Origin of the sequence: Streptomyces sp. NBC_01235, from assembly GCF_035989285.1 — a bacterium.
Classification (GTDB): domain Bacteria; phylum Actinomycetota; class Actinomycetes; order Streptomycetales; family Streptomycetaceae; genus Streptomyces.
In genome coordinates, this window is sequence record NZ_CP108513.1 from 6750742 (window position 1) to 6768523 (window position 17782).

The 17782-nt window shown below is 67.8% G+C and carries 18 protein-coding genes and 3 tRNA genes; 17 read left to right on the forward strand and 4 right to left on the reverse strand.

Features of this window, described 5'->3' with window-relative positions:
- The first annotated feature begins 286 nt into the window (after window positions 1-286).
- The 5 genes from OG289_RS30300 (at window position 287) to OG289_RS30320 (ending at window position 1837) form a co-directional block, all read left to right on the forward strand.
- Window positions 287-359 (forward strand) — tRNA-Thr (locus OG289_RS30300).
- Between the two features lie 46 nt (window positions 360-405).
- Window positions 406-478 (forward strand) — tRNA-Met (locus tag OG289_RS30305).
- Between the two features lie 89 nt (window positions 479-567).
- Window positions 568-732, forward strand: a complete 165-nt coding sequence (rpmG, locus tag OG289_RS30310; protein ID WP_003948671.1) for a 50S ribosomal protein L33 — start codon at window positions 568-570, stop codon at window positions 730-732.
- Between the two features lie 171 nt (window positions 733-903).
- The gene (locus tag OG289_RS30315; RefSeq protein ID WP_327317226.1) at window positions 904-1401 is read left to right on the forward strand and encodes a MaoC family dehydratase N-terminal domain-containing protein; all 498 of its coding nucleotides are present in this window, start codon (window positions 904-906) and stop codon (window positions 1399-1401) included.
- A 7-nt stretch (window positions 1402-1408) separates the two neighbouring features.
- Entirely contained in the window at window positions 1409-1837 is a 429-nt protein-coding gene (locus OG289_RS30320; RefSeq protein WP_327317227.1) for a MaoC family dehydratase, read from the forward strand.
- Between the two features lie 175 nt (window positions 1838-2012).
- Here the strand turns inward: OG289_RS30320 and OG289_RS30325 are convergent, their stop codons facing one another.
- On the reverse strand, window positions 2013-2519 hold the full coding sequence (locus tag OG289_RS30325; RefSeq protein WP_327317228.1) for a GNAT family N-acetyltransferase: 507 nt from the start codon (window positions 2517-2519) through the stop codon (window positions 2013-2015).
- Between OG289_RS30325 and OG289_RS30330 the strand changes: the two genes are divergently transcribed.
- A complete protein-coding gene (locus tag OG289_RS30330; protein WP_327317230.1) occupies window positions 2455-3510 on the forward strand; it encodes a UDP-N-acetylmuramate dehydrogenase in 1056 nt (351 codons plus the stop codon). The genes OG289_RS30325 and OG289_RS30330 overlap by 65 nt on opposite strands.
- Before the next feature lie 36 nt (window positions 3511-3546).
- Here OG289_RS30330 and OG289_RS30335 read toward each other — a convergent pair whose 3' ends face one another.
- Complete coding sequence (locus OG289_RS30335) at window positions 3547-4179, reverse strand: NAD(P)-dependent oxidoreductase (protein ID WP_327317231.1); 633 nt, start codon at window positions 4177-4179, stop codon at window positions 3547-3549.
- A 99-nt stretch (window positions 4180-4278) separates the two neighbouring features.
- On the opposite strand from OG289_RS30335, the gene OG289_RS30340 reads away from it, so the two are divergent.
- Window positions 4279-4911 carry a TetR/AcrR family transcriptional regulator gene (locus OG289_RS30340; RefSeq protein WP_327317232.1) on the forward strand — a complete coding sequence of 211 codons (633 nt, stop codon included), beginning with the start codon at window positions 4279-4281 and terminating at the stop codon, window positions 4909-4911.
- Between the two features lie 4 nt (window positions 4912-4915).
- Here the strand turns inward: OG289_RS30340 and OG289_RS30345 are convergent, their stop codons facing one another.
- Complete coding sequence (locus tag OG289_RS30345) at window positions 4916-5947, reverse strand: adenosine deaminase (RefSeq protein WP_327317233.1); 1032 nt, start codon at window positions 5945-5947, stop codon at window positions 4916-4918.
- Between the two features lie 124 nt (window positions 5948-6071).
- On the reverse strand, window positions 6072-7298 hold the full coding sequence (locus tag OG289_RS30350) for a pyridoxal phosphate-dependent aminotransferase (protein WP_327317234.1): 1227 nt from the start codon (window positions 7296-7298) through the stop codon (window positions 6072-6074).
- A 216-nt stretch (window positions 7299-7514) separates the two neighbouring features.
- Between OG289_RS30350 and OG289_RS30355 the strand changes: the two genes are divergently transcribed.
- The 10 genes from OG289_RS30355 to rpoB all read left to right on the forward strand — a co-directional run bounded on the left by OG289_RS30355 (window position 7515) and on the right by rpoB (window position 17692).
- Window positions 7515-7587: transfer RNA gene (locus OG289_RS30355), tRNA-Trp, on the forward strand.
- 116 nt (window positions 7588-7703) lie between these two features.
- The gene (secE, locus tag OG289_RS30360; protein ID WP_079660434.1) at window positions 7704-7991 is read left to right on the forward strand and encodes a preprotein translocase subunit SecE; all 288 of its coding nucleotides are present in this window, start codon (window positions 7704-7706) and stop codon (window positions 7989-7991) included.
- 80 nt (window positions 7992-8071) lie between these two features.
- The gene (gene nusG / locus OG289_RS30365) at window positions 8072-8935 is read left to right on the forward strand and encodes a transcription termination/antitermination protein NusG (RefSeq protein WP_327317235.1); all 864 of its coding nucleotides are present in this window, start codon (window positions 8072-8074) and stop codon (window positions 8933-8935) included.
- A gap of 169 nt (window positions 8936-9104) precedes the next feature.
- Complete coding sequence (gene rplK, locus OG289_RS30370; RefSeq protein WP_005481290.1) at window positions 9105-9539, forward strand: 50S ribosomal protein L11; 435 nt, start codon at window positions 9105-9107, stop codon at window positions 9537-9539.
- An 81-nt stretch (window positions 9540-9620) separates the two neighbouring features.
- Entirely contained in the window at window positions 9621-10346 is a 726-nt protein-coding gene (gene rplA, locus OG289_RS30375) for a 50S ribosomal protein L1 (protein ID WP_327317236.1), read from the forward strand.
- Window positions 10347-10477: 131 nt separating this feature from the next.
- Window positions 10478-11389, forward strand: coding sequence for a hypothetical protein (locus OG289_RS30380; RefSeq protein ID WP_327317237.1), 912 nt, complete (start codon window positions 10478-10480; stop codon window positions 11387-11389).
- A gap of 92 nt (window positions 11390-11481) precedes the next feature.
- Window positions 11482-12297, forward strand: coding sequence for a hypothetical protein (locus OG289_RS30385; RefSeq protein WP_327317238.1), 816 nt, complete (start codon window positions 11482-11484; stop codon window positions 12295-12297).
- A gap of 293 nt (window positions 12298-12590) precedes the next feature.
- Window positions 12591-13121 (forward strand): 50S ribosomal protein L10, encoded by a 531-nt coding sequence (gene rplJ, locus OG289_RS30390; RefSeq protein WP_327317239.1) that lies wholly within the window; start codon window positions 12591-12593, stop codon window positions 13119-13121.
- A gap of 117 nt (window positions 13122-13238) precedes the next feature.
- Complete coding sequence (gene rplL, locus OG289_RS30395) at window positions 13239-13628, forward strand: 50S ribosomal protein L7/L12 (RefSeq protein ID WP_327317240.1); 390 nt, start codon at window positions 13239-13241, stop codon at window positions 13626-13628.
- 578 nt (window positions 13629-14206) lie between these two features.
- Window positions 14207-17692: a DNA-directed RNA polymerase subunit beta gene (gene rpoB / locus OG289_RS30400; RefSeq protein ID WP_327317241.1), complete on the forward strand. Its 3486-nt coding sequence runs from the start codon at window positions 14207-14209 to the stop codon at window positions 17690-17692.
- The last annotated feature ends 90 nt before the right edge of the window (window positions 17693-17782 follow it).

The window sequence follows — 17782 nt, forward strand, 5'->3', positions numbered from 1 at the left end:
AGGGGGTGCAAGGGATGCGGAGGATGCAAGGGATGCAAGGGATGGCGGAATCAGGGCATGTGGGGTCGCGGGGGGACTCAAGATCACGCAGAGTGAGTCGAGCCTAGGACGGCGGTTCGGCGCGGGCGGGGAGGAGCGCAATAGTCGTACTGGTGTGGTCCGCCGTGCCGGAGGGGCTCAGGAGACCGCCGGGACCTTGGGGAAACGGCCCTCCGGGCGGCCCCGAAGGGCCTCGCGAAACGGATTTGGGTGAACGGCTGCGGACCGTGTAATGTCTTCATCGCTCGCCCCAATAGCTCAGTCGGTAGAGCGTCTCCATGGTAAGGAGAAGGTCTACGGTTCGATTCCGTATTGGGGCTCTGGTGGGTGAGGTTCCCGTCGCAAGGCGGGACCTGATCCCATCAAAGCGGTGTAGCTCAGTCGGTAGAGCAAGCGGCTCATAATCGCTGTGTCACCGGTTCAAGTCCGGTCACCGCTACTGACAGTAGCCGATTGTGGGGTCGGTCCTTCGATCGGCTACTCTTTTATGCGTTATATCGTCCCATCCGTTCGTCAAGGAGCACTCCTGTGGCTGCCACCGACGTCCGCCCGAAGATCACGCTGGCCTGCGTGGAGTGCAAGGAGCGGAACTACATCACCAAGAAGAACCGGCGTAACAACCCGGACCGACTGGAGATGAAGAAGCACTGCCCGCGTTGCAACGCGCACACCGCGCACCGCGAAACGCGATAAAAAAGGCTCGTATGCGAGGCCGTCCCCGAGTGATCGGGGGCGGCCTCGTGTCGTTGAGCGACCCGTACCGGCCGGTAGAGCCGGTCATTGAAGCAACGCAGAGCAACGCGCAGAGCAACAACGCAGCGTGACCACGCAGAGCAACGGAACAACCAGGAGGTGCCGAGGCCCATGGCGCTCGATCAGTCCTTCGTCGGGCGGACCTACCCGCCCACCGATCCCTATGAGGTCGGCCGGGAGAAGATCCGCGAGTTCGCCGAGGCCGTGGGGGACGCCAACCCTGCGTACACCGACCCGGACGCCGCCAAGGCGCTCGGATACGCCGATGTGATCGCGCCGCCGACCTTCGTGTTCTCGATCACCTTCAAGGCGGCGGGCCAGGTCGTCCAGGACCCGCAGCTGGGCCTGGACTACGGCCGCGTGGTGCACGGCGACCAGAAGTTCGCCTACAAGCGGCCGGTGCGCGCCGGGGACCGGCTCACGGTCACATCGACCATCGAGGCCGTCAAGTCGATGGCCGGCAACGACATCCTGGACGTCCGGGGCGAGGTCCACGACGAGGCCGGCGAGCACGTCGTGACCGCCTGGACCAAGCTCGTCGCCCGCGCGGCGGAGCCCGCGGCAGCAGCGAAACCCGCGGAAGCCGCGGCAGCAGACGGGGAGGCGTGAGGAACCGATGACGGCGAAGATCGCTTACGACGACGTCGAGGTCGGCACCGAACTGCCGGCCCAGTCGTTCCCTGTGAACCGCGCCACGCTCGTGCAGTACGCGGGTGCCTCAGGGGACTTCAACCCCATCCACTGGAACGAGAAGTTCGCCAGGGAGGTGGGCCTGCCGGACGTCATCGCGCATGGCATGTTCACCATGGCCGAGGCGATCCGCGTCGTCACCGACTGGACCGGCGACCCGGGCGCGCTGGTCGACTACGGCGTCCGTTTCACCAGGCCGGTCGTGGTCCCGAACGACGACCAGGGCGCCGTGATCGAGGTCACCGGCAAGGTGGGCGCCAAGCTCGACGACAACACCGTGCGGGTCGACCTGACCGTGACCAGTGGCGGACAGAAGGTGCTCGGGATGTCCCGGGCCGTCGTACGGCTGGGCTGAGCCCGGAGCACACACGAAGCAGACCCATGGTCGCGGTAAGGGGCGCTCTCCATTGCGAGGCGCCCCTTACGCGTAGCAGACGGCCATCAATGGGCCGCGCCGGTACGTATAACGGCGGTCCCCGTGGGCCGGTGCCCCTTACGTGTAACAGTCGGTCTCCATGGGCCGGTGCGCCTTACCGGCCCAGTGGGCGCATGAAACACACCCTGTCCTGCCCTGGGCCGTCGTAGTCGCTGCTCACGGGTACGCCGTCGACCTGCCGGTCTCCTCCCTCGCACGTGAATCCCATCGCACGGTGGAAGGCGATGGAGCCGGCGTTCCCGGGTGAGGTGATCGCCCGTACCTCCCGGCGGCCCGCCTCGGCCGCGCGGCGGAAGAACTCCCCGTACAGGCGACGGGCCACGCCCGTGCCGCGCAGCTTCGGATCCACCCCCACGAAGTGGATGTACGCCTCGCGGTCGTTGTCGGCGGGCGTGGAAGCCGACGAGGAAGGCGCGGATGCCTTCGTCGTCGTCCTCCAGTACGAGGCTGGTGGCGGAGAAGAACTGCAGGAACAGGCGGGGGAGCAGGAGGGACGGTTCGCGGGGCTGTCGGTGGTGTCTCGTAGGCTTGGGCGCGTGCAGGAACTCCAGGACGCCCCGCTCGCCCCGCTGACCACCTTCCGGCTGGGCGGTCCCGCCACCAGGCTGGTGACCGCGACGACCGACGCCGAGGTGATCGCCGCCGTGCGCGACGCCGACGCCGACGGCACACCGCTGCTCATCGTCGGCGGCGGCTCGAACCTCGTCATCGGCGACAAGGGCTTCGAGGGCACCGCCCTGCGTATCGCCACCCGCGGCTGCGAACTCGTCGGGACACGGCTGGAACTGGCCGCCGGCGAGGTCTGGACCGACGCGGTCGCCCGTACCGTCGAGGCCGGGCTCGCCGGCATCGAGTGCCTGGCCGGCATCCCGGGCTCTGCGGGCGCCACCCCGATCCAGAACGTCGGGGCGTACGGCCAGGAGGTCTCCTCGACGATCACCGAGGTCATCGCCTACGACCGTCGCGCGGGTGAGACGGTCACGCTCACCAACGAGGAGTGCGCCTTCTCCTACCGCCACAGCCGCTTCAAGGCCGACCCCGGGCGGTACGTCGTCCTGCGCGTCCGCTTCGAACTGTCGGACGCGGACGGGCTGTCGGCGCCTCTGAAGTACGCGGAGACGGCACGCGCGCTGGGCGTCGAGCCGGGGGAGCGGGTGCCGCTCGCCGAGGCCCACGAGACCGTGCTGAAGCTGCGCGCCGGGAAGGGCATGGTCCTCGACCCCGAGGACCACGACACCTGGTCGGCAGGCTCGTTCTTCACCAACCCGATCCTCACCGACACGGACTTCGCCGTGTTCCACGCACGCGTGCGGGAGCGGCTGGGCGACGGCGTGGAGCCGCCCGCCTATCCGGCCGGCGAGGGTCACACGAAGACCTCCGCGGCCTGGCTGATCGACAAGGCGGGCTTCACCAAGGGGTTCGGCAACGGGCCCGCCCGCATCTCCACCAAGCACACCCTCGCCCTCACCAACCGCGGCACGGCCACCACGGAGGACCTGCTGGCGCTGGCCCGCGAGGTCGTGACCGGGGTGCGCGAGGCCTTCGGGATCACCCTGGTCAACGAGCCGGTGATGGTGGGCGTCGGGCTGTAGGCCCCCGAGCGGGTCCCCAAGGGTCACTCAGTGGCCCTAATAGGCCACCCCCACGCCCTGCTTCACCGTCCCCGCGTCCTCCACCATCGCCAGCATCGAGTGCGCCACGTCGGCGCGCCCGATGAACCGGCCCTTGAGCGGGAAGCCGCCCACCACCGTCCGGTACGACCCCGTCACCGGCTTGTCCTGGAGCCGCGGCGGCCGTACGACCGTCCAGTCGGTGGCGCTGCGCGCCAGCTCCGCCTCCATCTCCCGCAGATCGGCGTACACGTCCTTCAGGGCCGCCGAGACGAGGCCGCGCACAGTGCGGTCCAGGACTCCGTCGCCCTCCGGCTCGGGGCCGACCGGACCCGCGCTCACCACGAGCAGTCGGCGCACGCCCTCCGCCTCCAGGGCCGACAACACCGTGCGTGTGAGCCGGGCGGCGACCCCGGCGTCCTTGCGGCTGCGCGCGCCGAGCCCGGACAGGACCGCGTCCCGGCCGGTCACGGCGGGCCGCAGCGCCTCCGGGTCGGTGAGGTCCGCGCGGACCACCTCCAGGCGCTCGCCGGTGACGGCGAGCCGGGCTGGATCCCGTACCACGGCCGTGACCTCGTGGCCCGCGTCCAGGGCCTGGCGGACGACCTCCCGGCCGATGCCTCCGGTGGCGCCGAAAACGGTGAACTTCATGGCGTGCTCCTCATCCCCGTCAGGTGGGTGAGCATTCACTCACCCCTGCTTCATTTATAGTGGGTAAGTGTTCACTCATCCGTCAAGAGGGGAACCCGCATGGATCGACCGGCCCGCGTGCGCATTCTCGACGCCGCGCACGAGCTGATGCTCACCGTCGGACTGGCCCGCGCCACGACCAAAGAGATCGCGAAGGCGGCCGGCTGCTCCGAGGCGGCGCTCTACAAGTACTTCGCGAGCAAGGAGGAGCTGTTCATCCGGGTCCTCGGAGAGCGGCTGCCCCGGCTGACCCCGCTGCTGAGCAGCCTGGCGGCAGAGCCGGGCCGGGGCACGCTGGAAGGGAACCTCACCGAGATCGCCCGCCAGGCGGCCCTCTTCTACGAGCAGAGCTTCCCGATCGCGGCCTCCCTGTACGCCGAGACCCAGCTCAAGCGGCGGCACGACGAGGCCATGCGGGACCTGGGCGTGGGCCCCCACGTGCCGATCGAGCAGCTCGCGGCGTATCTGCGGGCCGAGCAGGGCGTGGGCCGGATCCGGCAGGACACGGACGCGTTCGCCGCCGCCTCGCTGCTGATGGGGGCCTGTGCGCAGCGGGCTTTCGCCTACGACGCGGCGGGGGAGCGGCCCGAGGCGGACGACTTCGCCGTACGCCTGACCCGCACGCTCCTGGCGGGCATCGCCGGTACGGAAACCACCGACGCGGGAATCACCGGCACGGGCCCGGCCGGCTGAGGGCTCACGACGCCAGCCAGTCCTCCACGCCCGCCAGCAGCTTCGCCTTCACGTCCTCCGACGCCGCCGACCCGCGTACCGACTGCCGGGCGAGCTCCGCCAACTCCTCGTCCGTGAAGGCGTGGTGGCGGCGGGCGATGTCGTACTGGGCCGCCAGCCGCGAGCCGAACAGCAGCGGGTCGTCGGCGCCCAGGGCCATGGGGACGCCCGCGTCGAACAGCGTCCGCAGCGGAACGTCCTCCGGCTTCTCGTACACGCCCAGCGCCACGTTGGACGCCGGGCACACCTCGCAGGTCACGCCCCGCTCCGCGAGCTTCTTCAGCAGCCGCGGATCCTCGGCCGCCCGAACCCCGTGCCCCAGCCGGTTCGCGTGCAGATCGTCCAGGCAGTCGCGGACGGACGCCGGACCCGTCAACTCGCCGCCGTGCGGGGCGGACAGCAGCCCGCCGTCCCGCGCGATCGCGAACGCCCGGTCGAAGTCCCGGGCCATGCCCCGGCGTTCGTCGTTCGACAGCCCGAACCCGATCACCCCGCGCTCCGCGTACCGCACGGCCAGCCGGGCCAGGGTGCGGGCGTCCAGCGGATGCTTCATCCGGTTCGCAGCCACCAGCACCCGCATGCCGAGCCCGGTGTCGCGCGAGGCCGTCTCCACCGCGTCCAGGATGACCTCCAGCGCCGGGATCAGCCCGCCCAGCCGGGGCGCGTACGACGTCGGGTCCACCTGGATCTCCAGCCAGCCCGAGCCGTCCTTCAGGTCCTCCTCGGCGGCCTCCCGCACCAGCCGCTGGATGTCCTCCGGCTCCCTGAGGCACGACCGTGCCGCGTCGTACAGGCGCTGGAAGCGGAACCAGCCCCGCTCGTCCGTGGCCCGCAGCTTCGGCGGCTCCCCGCTCGTCAGCGCCTCGGTCAGGGCCTCGGGCAGACGGACGCCGTACTTGTCGGCCAGTTCCAGCACGGTGGCCGGCCGCATCGAACCGGTGAAGTGCAGGTGCAGATGGGCTTTCGGCAGCTCAGAGACATCACGTACACGCTCCATCAGGGAATCCTGCCGCACCTTCCCGCCGTCCTGGTACCACTTTCCACGAACGTGGTCTTGCTCGCACAAACGGCAGAGGGGGGCCACCGCTGAACATCCAGCGGTGGCCCCCCTCTCGCGGATGTCAGTCCCTGGCCTCCGCCAGCAGCTTCTGGATGCGGCTCACGCCCTCGACGAGGTCCTCGTCGCCCAGCGCGTACGACAGACGCAGATAGCCCGGGGTGCCGAAGGCCTCACCCGGCACCACCGCGACCTCGGCCTCCTCCAGGATGAGCGCGGCCAGCTCGACCGAGTCCTGCGGGCGCTTGCCCCGGATCTCCTTGCCGAGCAGCCCCTTGACCGACGGGTACGCGTAGAACGCGCCCTCGGGCTCCGGGCAGAGCACGCCGTCGATCTCGTTGAGCATCCGCACGATCGTCCTACGACGCCGGTCGAAGGCCTCACGCATCTTCTCCACCGCCGACAGGTCGCCGGAGACGGCGGCCAGGGCGGCGACCTGCGCCACGTTGGAGACGTTCGAAGTGGCGTGCGACTGGAGGTTCGTCGCGGCCTTGACGACGTCCTTCGGGCCGATGATCCAGCCCACCCGCCAGCCGGTCATCGCGTACGTCTTGGCGACGCCGTTGACGACGATGCACTTGTCGCGCAGCTCGGGGAGGATCGCCGGCAGCGAGGTGAACTTCGCGTCGCCGTAGACGAGGTGCTCGTAGATCTCGTCCGTCATCACCCACAGGCCGTGCTCGACGGCCCAACTGCCGATCGCCTCGGCGTCCTGGGCGCTGTAGACCGCGCCGGTCGGGTTGGACGGGGAGACGAAGAGCACGACCTTCGTGTTCTCCGTGCGCGCCGCCTCCAGCTGCTCGACGGAGACCCGGTAGCCGGTCGTCTCGTCCGCGACGACCTCCACCGGGACACCGCCGGCCAGCCGGATCGACTCCGGGTACGTGGTCCAGTACGGCGCCGGGACGATGACCTCGTCGCCCGGGTCGAGGATCGCGGCGAAGGCCTCGTAGATCGCCTGCTTGCCGCCGTTGGTCACGAGGATCTGGGACGCGTCGACCTCGTAGCCGGAGTCGCGCAGCGTCTTCGCGGCGATCGCGGCCTTCAGCTCGGGCAGACCGCCGGCCGGCGTGTACCGGTGGTACTTCGGGTTCTTGCAGGCCTCGATAGCGGCCTCGACGATGTAGTCCGGAGTCGGGAAGTCGGGCTCACCGGCGCCGAAGCCGATCACCGGACGCCCGGCGGCCTTCAGGGCCTTGGCCTTGGCGTCCACGGCGAGAGTGGCGGACTCGGAGATCGCGCCGACTCGGGCGGAGACCCGGCGCTCGGTGGGAGGGGTTGCAGCGCTCATGGGGTCCATGGTTTCAGACCGGAAACCGGCCCGGCACATGGGTTTCACGGACTGGTCAGCCGACAGAACATCAGAGTGAATCCGATCAAGAGCCCTTTCCGTTCGACGAGGGGCTCAAGACCACGTACACTCACACGTCGTTGGCCTTCAACAACCGCGCCACAACAGGTGCACACCGAGCACCCGGTCGGATGCGGTACGTTGGGGAACGCACAAAGGGTCGTAGCTCAATTGGTAGAGCACTGGTCTCCAAAACCAGCGGTTGGGGGTTCAAGTCCCTCCGGCCCTGCTACACACACCATCACCAGGATGTGTGCGCAGCGCATGTACGTACAGCAGCAATGCATCGCCGTGCGGCTCAGACCGGGCGCGGCACGGCCACGACCCGGGAACAGGTGAGGACGAATGGCGGACGCCGTGGGCTCCATCGACACGCCTGATGCCCAGGACGAGGTGCCTGAGGCGCAGAAGAAGACCCGCAAGGGCGGCAAGCGCGCCAAGAAGGGCCCGCTGAAGCGTCTCGCGATCTTCTATCGCCAGATCGTCGCGGAGCTCCGCAAGGTCGTATGGCCCACGCGAAGCCAGCTGACGACGTACACGACCGTGGTGATCGTCTTTGTCGTCATCATGATCGGCCTGGTGACCGTGATTGACTATGGACTCAGCCACGCCGCCAAGTACGTCTTCGGCTGATCCGAGAGCGAAGGGCGCCGAGGTATCCGGCGCCCCTTTCGCATGTTCCACCCCTATGTATCCAGGAAGAAGCAGCCACCGTGTCTGACCAGAACCTGAACGAGGACGTCGAGTCCGTGGACGACGAGCTCGACATCGTCGAGGGCGCGGACGATGACCTGGACGAGTTCGAGGCTGCCGAGGCCGAGGCGGGCGAGCCCGCTGAGGAAGCCGCGCTCCACGTCGAGGACGAGGAAGCCGACGAGGACGTCGAGGACGAGGATGTCGTCGCCGAAGAGGATGTCGTCGCCGACGAGGCCGAGGAAGAAGAAGAGCCGGCCGAGCCCGTCGACCCCGTCGTCGCCCTGCGCGAGGAGCTGCGCACCCTCCCCGGCGAGTGGTACGTGATCCACACGTACGCCGGTTACGAGAACCGCGTGAAGACCAACCTGGAGCAGCGCGCCGTCTCGCTGAACGTCGAGGACTACATCTTCCAGGCCGAGGTGCCGCAGGAAGAGGTCGTGCAGATCAAGAACGGCGACCGCAAGACCATCCGTCAGAACAAGCTGCCCGGCTACGTGCTGGTGCGCATGGACCTGACGAACGAGTCCTGGGGCGTCGTCCGCAACACCCCCGGCGTCACCGGCTTCGTGGGCAACGCCTACGACCCGTACCCGCTGACCCTGGACGAGATCGTCAAGATGCTCGCCCCGGAGGCCGAGGAGAAGGCCGCCCGCGAGGCCGCCGAGGCCGAGGGCAAGCCCGCCCCGCAGCGCAAGGTCGAGGTCCAGGTGCTGGACTTCGAGGTCGGCGACTCGGTCACCGTCACCGACGGCCCGTTCGCCACGCTGCAGGCCACGATCAACGAGATCAACGCCGACTCGAAGAAGGTCAAGGGCCTCGTCGAGATCTTCGGCCGCGAGACCCCGGTCGAGCTCAGCTTCGACCAGATCCAGAAGAACTAGCACCTTCTGGAAGACAAGCCTCCGACCAGGTCAGGTGGCCGCTCGCGCGGTGCCTGACCTGCTCGGTTTTTGGCCGCGCATGGATACCCGTTATCGTTGTGCGGTATGCCTCCATCCGGATCATCCGGACCGGAGGCTGAAAAACTCTCACTAGGACCCGGAGAGAGCAATGCCTCCCAAGAAGAAGAAGGTCACGGGGCTCATCAAGCTCCAGATCAACGCCGGTGCGGCGAACCCGGCCCCGCCGGTCGGCCCCGCGCTCGGCCAGCACGGCGTCAACATCATGGAGTTCTGCAAGGCCTACAACGCCGCGACCGAGTCGCAGCGTGGCTGGGTGATCCCGGTGGAGATCACGGTCTACGAGGACCGCTCCTTCACCTTCGTCACCAAGACGCCGCCGGCCGCGAAGATGATCCTCAAGGCCGCCGGTGTCGAGAAGGGCTCGGGCGAGCCGCACAAGACCAAGGTCGCCAAGATCACCGAGGCGCAGGTCCGTGAGATCGCCACGACCAAGCTGCCCGACCTGAACGCCAACGACCTGGACGCCGCGTCGAAGATCATCGCCGGCACCGCCCGTTCCATGGGCATCACCGTCGAGGGCTGACCTCACCCCCCGTACCAAGCAGAAGTGTGGAAGGGCCTGCTCGGCCCGTACCACGACTCCTCAGAATCACCAGGAGCAGTAGTGAGCAAGCGCAGCAAGTCTCTCCGCGCTGCGGACGCCAAGATCGACCGGGAGAAGCTCTACGCCCCGCTCGAGGCCGTCCGTCTCGCCAAGGAGACCTCCACGAGCAAGTACGACGGCACCGTCGAGGTCGCCTTCCGCCTGGGTGTCGACCCGCGCAAGGCCGACCAGATGGTCCGTGGCACCGTGAACCTGCCGCACGGCACCGGCAAGACCGCCCGGGTCCTGGTCTTCGCGACCGGTGACCGTGCAGCGGCCGCGGAGGCCGCGGGCGCCGACATCGTCGGCTCCGACGAACTGATCGACGAGGTCGCGAAGGGCCGTCTGGACTTCGACGCCGTCGTCGCCACGCCGGACCTCATGGGCAAGGTCGGCCGCCTCGGCCGCGTGCTCGGTCCGCGTGGTCTGATGCCGAACCCGAAGACCGGCACCGTCACCCCCGACGTGGCCAAGGCCGTCACGGAGATCAAGGGCGGCAAGATCGAGTTCCGCGTCGACAAGCACTCGAACCTGCACTTCATCATCGGCAAGGTGTCCTTCGACGACACCAAGCTGGTGGAGAACTACGGCGCGGCCCTGGAGGAGATCCTCCGTCTGAAGCCGTCCGCCGCCAAGGGTCGTTACATCAAGAAGGCCGCGATCAGCACCACGGTCGGCCCCGGCATTCCGGTCGACTCGAACCGCACCCGGAACCTCCTCGTCGAGGAGGACCCGGCCGCGGTCTGAACCTGACGGTTCGCCTCAAGCCGGCGACGAGCCCCGCAACCTTTCGAGGTGCGGGGCTCGTCCCTTTTGTCGTACCGCTGTCAGTGCTGTGCGTTAGCGTGCAGACACGGGAATCCTTGGGGGTGGGGCGAATGAAGCGTGCGACCGTGCGCCGCGCGAGTCTGTCGATCGTTGGGATGACGCTGTTCGTGGGGGTGACCGCCTGCGGTTCGGGGGGATCCGGCGGCTCGGGCGGCTCGGGCGGCTCCGACAAGGGCGGGGACGGCAGCCCGCGGCTCAGCCCCATAGCGGCCCTGCGCACCGCCGAGAAGTCCACCGACGGCGCCGAGTCCGCGAAGGTCGAGTCGACCACGACCATGGGCTCGGTGATGTCGATGACCGCCGACGGTGCCCTCGGCTGGGGCGACGGCCTCACCGGCACCCTCACCATCACGTACACCGGCGGCACCATGGCCGACACGATGCGCCAGATGGGCACCACGTCGATGGAGGCCCGCTACCTGCCCGACGCCTACTACGCCAGGATGGGCGACACCTTCGCCACGCAGGCCGGCGGCAGACACTGGATCAAGTACGCGTACGACGACCTGGAGAGCCTCGGCGGCAGCTCCGGCGCGTATCTGAAGGACCAGATGCAGAACACCACCCCGAACCAGTCGGTGAAGCTTCTGCTGGCCTCCGGGGACGTGCGGGAGGTCGGCGAGGAGAAGGTGCGCGGCCGGCACACCACGCACTACTCGGGGACGCTCGAGGTGGCCGACCTCGCCGAGAAGAACTCCAGCCTCACCCGCAGCCAGCTCGACGACCTGAAGAAGACGCTGGAGCAGGCCGGCGTCACCACCGAGACCGTCGACATCTGGGTCGACGACCGGGACCTGCTGGTCAAGAAGATCGAGAAGGGCGAGACCTCGGCGGGCGCCTACTCCCAGACCGCGTACTACACCGACTACGGCACCAAGGTCTCCGCGCAGGTGCCCCCGGCGAGCGACACCGCCAACTTCACGGAGCTGGTCAAGCAGCAGGGGGCGGGCACCGGCTCATAATTCACGGGACCTCCCCCATCCCTCTGGGATACCTTCACGGTCTTGCTGTGCATCGACCATGTGTTCTCTGTATGGGGTTCTGGGGGAATCGGATGAGGTCTTCCGTAGGCGTTCTCGGGCTGTCCGCACTGCTCGTCGCCGGGTGCGGGGCGGTCGGCGGCACGGAGAGCGGGGGTGACTCGGCGGCCGCGGCCGCCGTCACCCGGGCCGCGGAGAAGGCGGAGCAGCCCCTGTCCCTGCGTTACCGCATGACGGGCCGGACACCGGAGGAGGGCCGGATCAAGGCCGAGGCCGCCATCGGCACTAAGCCGCCTGTCATGAGCCTGAAGTCCACCGTGCTCAGCGGCCCGGATCAGGGCACGGGCGAGTTCCGGCTGGTCGGCGGCGTGCTGTACGTCGGCAGCGACGAGGCCAACGAGGACGGCAAGCACTGGGTCAAGTTCGGGGCGCCGGGCGCCCCCCTGAACGGCCTCAAGGTCGACACCAGCACGGCAGCCGACAAGGTTCGCGACAACCCCTCCCACGAGAGCGGCTTCCTCGCCGCGGCCGACGACCTGAAGAAGGCCGGCACCGAGACCGTCGAGGGTGTCCGCACCACCCACTACACGGGCACCGCCACCGTCGACGACATCCGCGCCGCCTACAAGAAGGACGACAACAGCGTCCGGCAGCGGACCGAGAAGAGCCTCGCGCAGTACGAGAAGCTGGGCGTGGACGAGCTCACCATGGACCTGTGGGTCGACGCCGAGGACCGTACGCGCCAGCTGCGCATGCGGGGCTTCGGGCGGCACGGCGAGCTCGACCTCACCATCACCTTCCTCGACTTCGGCAAGCCCGTGACCGTGAAGGTGCCGCCCGCCTCCGACACCGTGGACATGGCCAAGGAGCTGAAGAAGGCCCGGGGCTGAGCCGGCATCGGGCCCCGTCCGGGCGGATTTGCCTGACGGCGACCCGTTCACGTACGCTCCTACAGAAGCCAAAGACCGCTGGTCGTTGCCGTGCGCTCGCGAGAGGGTGCGGTGGCCGAAGGATCCGCTGCAATGCGGACGACCCGCGCAGGTGACACTGGATGCGCTCCCGGACAGATTCCGCTCACGGAATTCGCTCGGTGGAGCTACGCCCCGTGCGCTTGCGCCGGGGCGTTTCGTTTGTCCCAGCCCCTTCTGAGCGGTCCTCATCACCCGGAAGGAGGCCGACGCTCATGGCAAGGCCCGACAAGGCTGCCGCGGTAGCCGAGCTGACGGACGCGTTCCGCAGCTCGAACGCCGCCGTGCTGACCGAGTACCGGGGTCTCACCGTGGCGCAGCTCAAGACGCTGCGTCGTTCGCTCGGTGAGAACGCCCAGTACGCCGTGGTGAAGAACACGCTGACCAAGATTGCGGCCAACGAGGCCGGGATCGACACGCTCGACGACCTGTTCAACGGTCCGACGGCGGTCGCCTTCGTCACCGGTGACCCGGTGGAGTCGGCGAAGGGTCTTCGTGACTTCGCCAAGGACAACCCGAACCTCGTCATCAAGGGCGGCGTCCTTGACGGCAAGGCGATGTCCGCCGACGACATCAAGAAGCTTGCGGACCTCGAGTCCCGCGAGGTTCTGCTCGCCAAGCTGGCGGGTGCGCTGAAGGCCAAGCAGTCTCAGGCTGCCGCGGTCTTCCAGGCCCTGCCCTCGAAGCTCGTCCGCACCGTGGACGCGCTTCGCGAGAAGCAGGCCGAGCAGGGCGGTGCCGAGTAATTCGGCTCGCACATTGACCGCAGCCGCCTGATGCGGCCGTGGTCGACGCGGGCCGAACGTACGCCCGCCGACATGTACATCACGGCACCAGCCGATTAAGTGGAAGGATCGCCCAACATGGCGACGAAGCTGTCCCAGGAAGAGCTGCTCGCGCAGTTCGAGAACCTCACCCTCATCGAGCTCGCTGAGTTCGTCAAGGCGTTCGAGGAGAAGTTCGACGTCACCGCTGCCGCCCCGGTCGCCGTTGCCGGTATCGCGGGCCCGGGTGCCCCGGCCGCCGAGGCCGTCGAGGAGCAGGACGAGTTCGACGTCATCCTCACGGGTGCCGGCGAGAAGAAGATCCAGGTCATCAAGGTCGTGCGTGAGCTGACCTCCCTGGGTCTGAAGGAGGCCAAGGACCTCGTGGACGGCGCCCCGAAGCCCGTCCTCGAGAAGGTCGCCAAGGAGGCCGCCGAGAAGGCTGCCGAGTCCCTCAAGGGCGCCGGCGCCTCCGTCGAGGTCAAGTAACACCATCGCGGTCGGCGACGACCGTACGCGAAGGCTGAATTCAGTCCCTCCGGGGCTGTAACGCCCACGCACCGAAGAGCGATCATCCATCTGGGTGGTCGCTCTTCGTCGTTCCTGGGGGCGCGGCCACGGTTGCCTTGTACCCGTGTGAGCGGGGGGTATGGTGATCTTCGTAGTGTCTCCGAGCGCCCCGGTTCGCGCAGGGGGGCCTTGACGAACCGCACGCAGCGCGCAATTCTCAGGACGCGTCGTCACAAGGATCCGAATCCGAGGCATGGATCGGCGACGAAGAGGGCAGTATCACCGTGCGTTGAGAGCTAGCAGACCGAGGGCGTTGAGAACCACGAGGGTCTCGAGAAACCCGCACTGGACATCAGTGTGCCAAGTGGCTACACTGACCCTTTGCGCTGCCTGTTAGCTGTCCCCTGCCCGTCACCAGGGGCATGCCCTCACTTGAGCCCGGACGACCAGACCTCCCTGACCTGGCCCTTTGGCCAGATCCGGAAAGCTGTCTCTGTGCACAGGATTGAGGGGCCGGTACGCGCGTAGTGAGTCCGAGCCCTCGGAAGGACCCCCTCTTGGCCGCCTCGCGCAACGCCTCGACCGCGAATACGAACAACGCTGCCAGCACCGCCCCGCTGCGCATCTCCTTTGCAAAGATCAAGGAGCCCCTCGAGGTTCCCAACCTGCTCGCGTTGCAGACCGAGAGCTTTGACTGGCTGCTCGGGAACGCCGCCTGGCAGAGTCGGGTCGAGGCGGCTCTGGAGTCGGGTCAGGACGTCCCCACGAAGTCCGGTCTGGAGGAGATCTTCGAGGAGATCTCCCCGATCGAGGACTTCTCCGGGTCGATGTCGCTGACCTTCCGCGACCACCGTTTCGAGCCGCCTAAGAACAGCATCGACGAGTGCAAGGACCGTGACTTCACGTACGCGGCCCCGCTCTTCGTGACGGCCGAGTTCACGAACAACGAGACCGGCGAGATCAAGTCCCAGACGGTCTTCATGGGCGACTTCCCGCTCATGACGAACAAGGGCACCTTCGTCATCAACGGCACCGAGCGTGTCGTGGTGTCGCAGCTGGTCCGTTCGCCGGGTGTCTACTTCGACTCCTCCATCGACAAGACGTCCGACAAGGACATCTTCTCGGCCAAGATCATCCCGTCCCGGGGTGCCTGGCTGGAGATGGAGATCGACAAGCGCGACATGGTCGGTGTCCGTATCGACCGCAAGCGCAAGCAGTCCGTCACCGTTCTCCTGAAGGCTCTCGGCTGGACCACCGAGCAGATCCTCGAGGAGTTCGGCGAGTACGAGTCCATGCGCGCCACCCTGGAGAAGGACCACACCCAGGGCCAGGACGACGCGCTGCTCGACATCTACCGCAAGCTGCGTCCGGGCGAGCCCCCCACGCGTGAGGCCGCGCAGACGCTGCTCGAGAACCTCTACTTCAACCCGAAGCGCTACGACCTCGCCAAGGTCGGCCGCTACAAGGTCAACAAGAAGCTGGCCGCGGACGCTCCGCTGGACGCCGGTGTCCTGACCGTCGAGGACGTCATCTCGACGATCAAGTACCTGGTCAAGCTGCACGCGGGCGAGACCGAGACGGTCGGGGACAACGGTCAGACGATCGTCGTCGAGACCGACGACATCGACCACTTCGGCAACCGTCGTCTGCGCAGTGTCGGCGAGCTCATCCAGAACCAGGTCCGTACGGGTCTGGCGCGTATGGAGCGTGTCGTCCGCGAGCGGATGACGACTCAGGACGTCGAGGCGATCACGCCGCAGACCCTGATCAACATCCGGCCGGTCGTCGCCTCCATCAAGGAGTTCTTCGGCACCAGCCAGCTGTCGCAGTTCATGGACCAGAACAACCCGCTGTCGGGTCTCACCCACAAGCGCCGTCTGTCGGCGCTCGGCCCGGGTGGTCTCTCCCGTGAGCGGGCCGGCTTCGAGGTCCGTGACGTGCACCCGTCCCACTACGGACGCATGTGCCCGATCGAGACCCCTGAAGGCCCGAACATCGGTCTGATCGGTTCGCTCGCCTCGTACGGGCGCGTCAACGCGTTCGGTTTCGTGGAGACGCCCTACCGCCGGGTCACCGACGGTGTCGTCACCGACGAGGTCGACTACCTGACGGCCGACGAAGAGGACCGGTTCGTCATCGCGCAGGCCAACGCCACGCTCGACGACGACCTGCGCTTCACCGAGAACCGCGTCCTGGTCCGCCGTCGTGGCGGCGAGGTCGACTACGTCCCCGGTGACGACGTGGACTACATGGACGTCTCCCCGCGCCAGATGGTGTCGGTCGCGACGGCCATGATCCCGTTCCTCGAGCACGACGACGCCAACCGTGCCCTCATGGGCGCGAACATGATGCGTCAGGCCGTGCCGCTCATCAAGAGCGAGTCCCCGCTCGTCGGCACCGGCATGGAGTACCGCTCCGCCGTCGACGCCGGCGACGTGGTCAAGGCCGAGAAGGCGGGTGTGGTCCAGGAGGTCTCCGCGGACTACATCACCACCACCAACGACGACGGCACGTACATCACGTACCGCCTGGCCAAGTTCGCCCGTTCCAACCAGGGCACCTCGGTCAACCAGAAGGTCATCGTCAACGAGGGCGACCGGATCATCGAGGGCCAGGTCCTGGCCGACGGTCCGGCCACCGAGAACGGCGAGATGGCGCTGGGCAAGAACCTGCTCGTGGCGTTCATGCCGTGGGAGGGTCACAACTACGAGGACGCGATCATCCTGTCGCAGCGCCTCGTGCAGGACGACGTCCTCTCCTCGATCCACATCGAGGAGCACGAGGTCGACGCCCGTGACACCAAGCTCGGCCCCGAGGAGATCACCCGGGACATCCCGAACGTCTCCGAGGAGGTCCTCGCCGACCTCGACGAGCGCGGCATCATCCGCATCGGTGCCGAGGTCGTCGCCGGTGACATCCTGGTCGGCAAGGTCACGCCCAAGGGTGAGACCGAGCTGACGCCGGAGGAGCGCCTGCTGCGCGCGATCTTCGGTGAGAAGGCCCGTGAGGTCCGTGACACCTCGCTGAAGGTGCCGCACGGCGAGATCGGCAAGGTCATCGGCGTCCGCGTCTTCGACCGTGAAGAGGGCGACGAGCTGCCGCCGGGCGTGAACCAGCTGGTCCGCGTCTACGTGGCGCAGAAGCGCAAGATCACGGACGGTGACAAGCTCGCCGGCCGCCACGGCAACAAGGGTGTCATCTCGAAGATCCTTCCGATCGAGGACATGCCGTTCCTCGAGGACGGAACTCCGGTCGACATCATCCTCAACCCGCTCGGCGTGCCGTCCCGAATGAACCCGGGACAGGTGCTGGAGATCCACCTCGGCTGGCTCGCCAGCCGCGGCTGGGACGTCTCCGGGCTCGGCGAGGACTGGGCGCAGCGCCTGCAGGTCATCGGTGCCGACCAGGTCGCCCCGGGCACCAACGTCGCCACCCCGGTGTTCGACGGTGCGCGTGAGGACGAGCTCGCGGGTCTGCTGAACCACACCATCCCGAACCGCGACGGCGAGCGCATGGTGCAGCCGACCGGTAAGGCGAGGCTGTTCGACGGCCGCTCCGGCGAGCCGTTCCCGGACCCGATCTCCATCGGCTACATGTACATCCTGAAGCTGCACCACCTGGTCGACGACAAGCTGCACGCCCGCTCGACCGGTCCGTACTCGATGATCACCCAGCAGCCGCTGGGTGGTAAGGCGCAGTTCGGCGGTCAGCGCTTCGGTGAGATGGAGGTGTGGGCGCTGGAGGCTTACGGCGCCGCCTACGCCCTCCAGGAGCTCCTGACCATCAAGTCCGACGACGTGACCGGCCGCGTGAAGGTCTACGAGGCCATCGTCAAGGGCGAGAACATCCCCGAGCCCGGCATCCCCGAGTCCTTCAAGGTGCTCATCAAGGAGATGCAGTCTCTCTGCCTGAACGTGGAGGTGCTGTCCAGCGACGGTATGTCCATCGAGATGCGTGACACCGACGAGGACGTCTTCCGCGCAGCGGAGGAGCTCGGCATCGACCTGTCCCGGCGCGAGCCGAGCAGCGTCGAAGAGGTCTGACGGGAGTCCGGTCCGGAGGTTCAGCGATGAAGATCCCTGAGCCTCCGGCCGGCCCCGGGACCCCCGTATCAGACCCCAAGACTTACAACC

Coding starts and splice junctions, on each gene's coding strand:
- OG289_RS30315 (WP_327317226.1), top strand. CDS start 904: ATGGCGCTCGATCAGTCCTTCGTCGGGCGGACCTACCCGCCCACCGAT.
- OG289_RS30320 (WP_327317227.1), top strand. CDS start 1,409: ATGACGGCGAAGATCGCTTACGACGACGTCGAGGTCGGCACCGAACTG.
- OG289_RS30335 (WP_327317231.1), bottom strand. CDS start 4,179: ATGAAGTTCACCGTTTTCGGCGCCACCGGAGGCATCGGCCGGGAGGTC.
- OG289_RS30340 (WP_327317232.1), top strand. CDS start 4,279: ATGGATCGACCGGCCCGCGTGCGCATTCTCGACGCCGCGCACGAGCTG.
- OG289_RS30345 (WP_327317233.1), bottom strand. CDS start 5,947: ATGGAGCGTGTACGTGATGTCTCTGAGCTGCCGAAAGCCCATCTGCAC.
- OG289_RS30350 (WP_327317234.1), bottom strand. CDS start 7,298: ATGAGCGCTGCAACCCCTCCCACCGAGCGCCGGGTCTCCGCCCGAGTC.
- secE (WP_079660434.1), top strand. CDS start 7,704: ATGGCGGACGCCGTGGGCTCCATCGACACGCCTGATGCCCAGGACGAG.
- rplK (WP_005481290.1), top strand. CDS start 9,105: ATGCCTCCCAAGAAGAAGAAGGTCACGGGGCTCATCAAGCTCCAGATC.
- OG289_RS30380 (WP_327317237.1), top strand. CDS start 10,478: ATGAAGCGTGCGACCGTGCGCCGCGCGAGTCTGTCGATCGTTGGGATG.
- OG289_RS30385 (WP_327317238.1), top strand. CDS start 11,482: ATGAGGTCTTCCGTAGGCGTTCTCGGGCTGTCCGCACTGCTCGTCGCC.
- rplJ (WP_327317239.1), top strand. CDS start 12,591: ATGGCAAGGCCCGACAAGGCTGCCGCGGTAGCCGAGCTGACGGACGCG.
- rplL (WP_327317240.1), top strand. CDS start 13,239: ATGGCGACGAAGCTGTCCCAGGAAGAGCTGCTCGCGCAGTTCGAGAAC.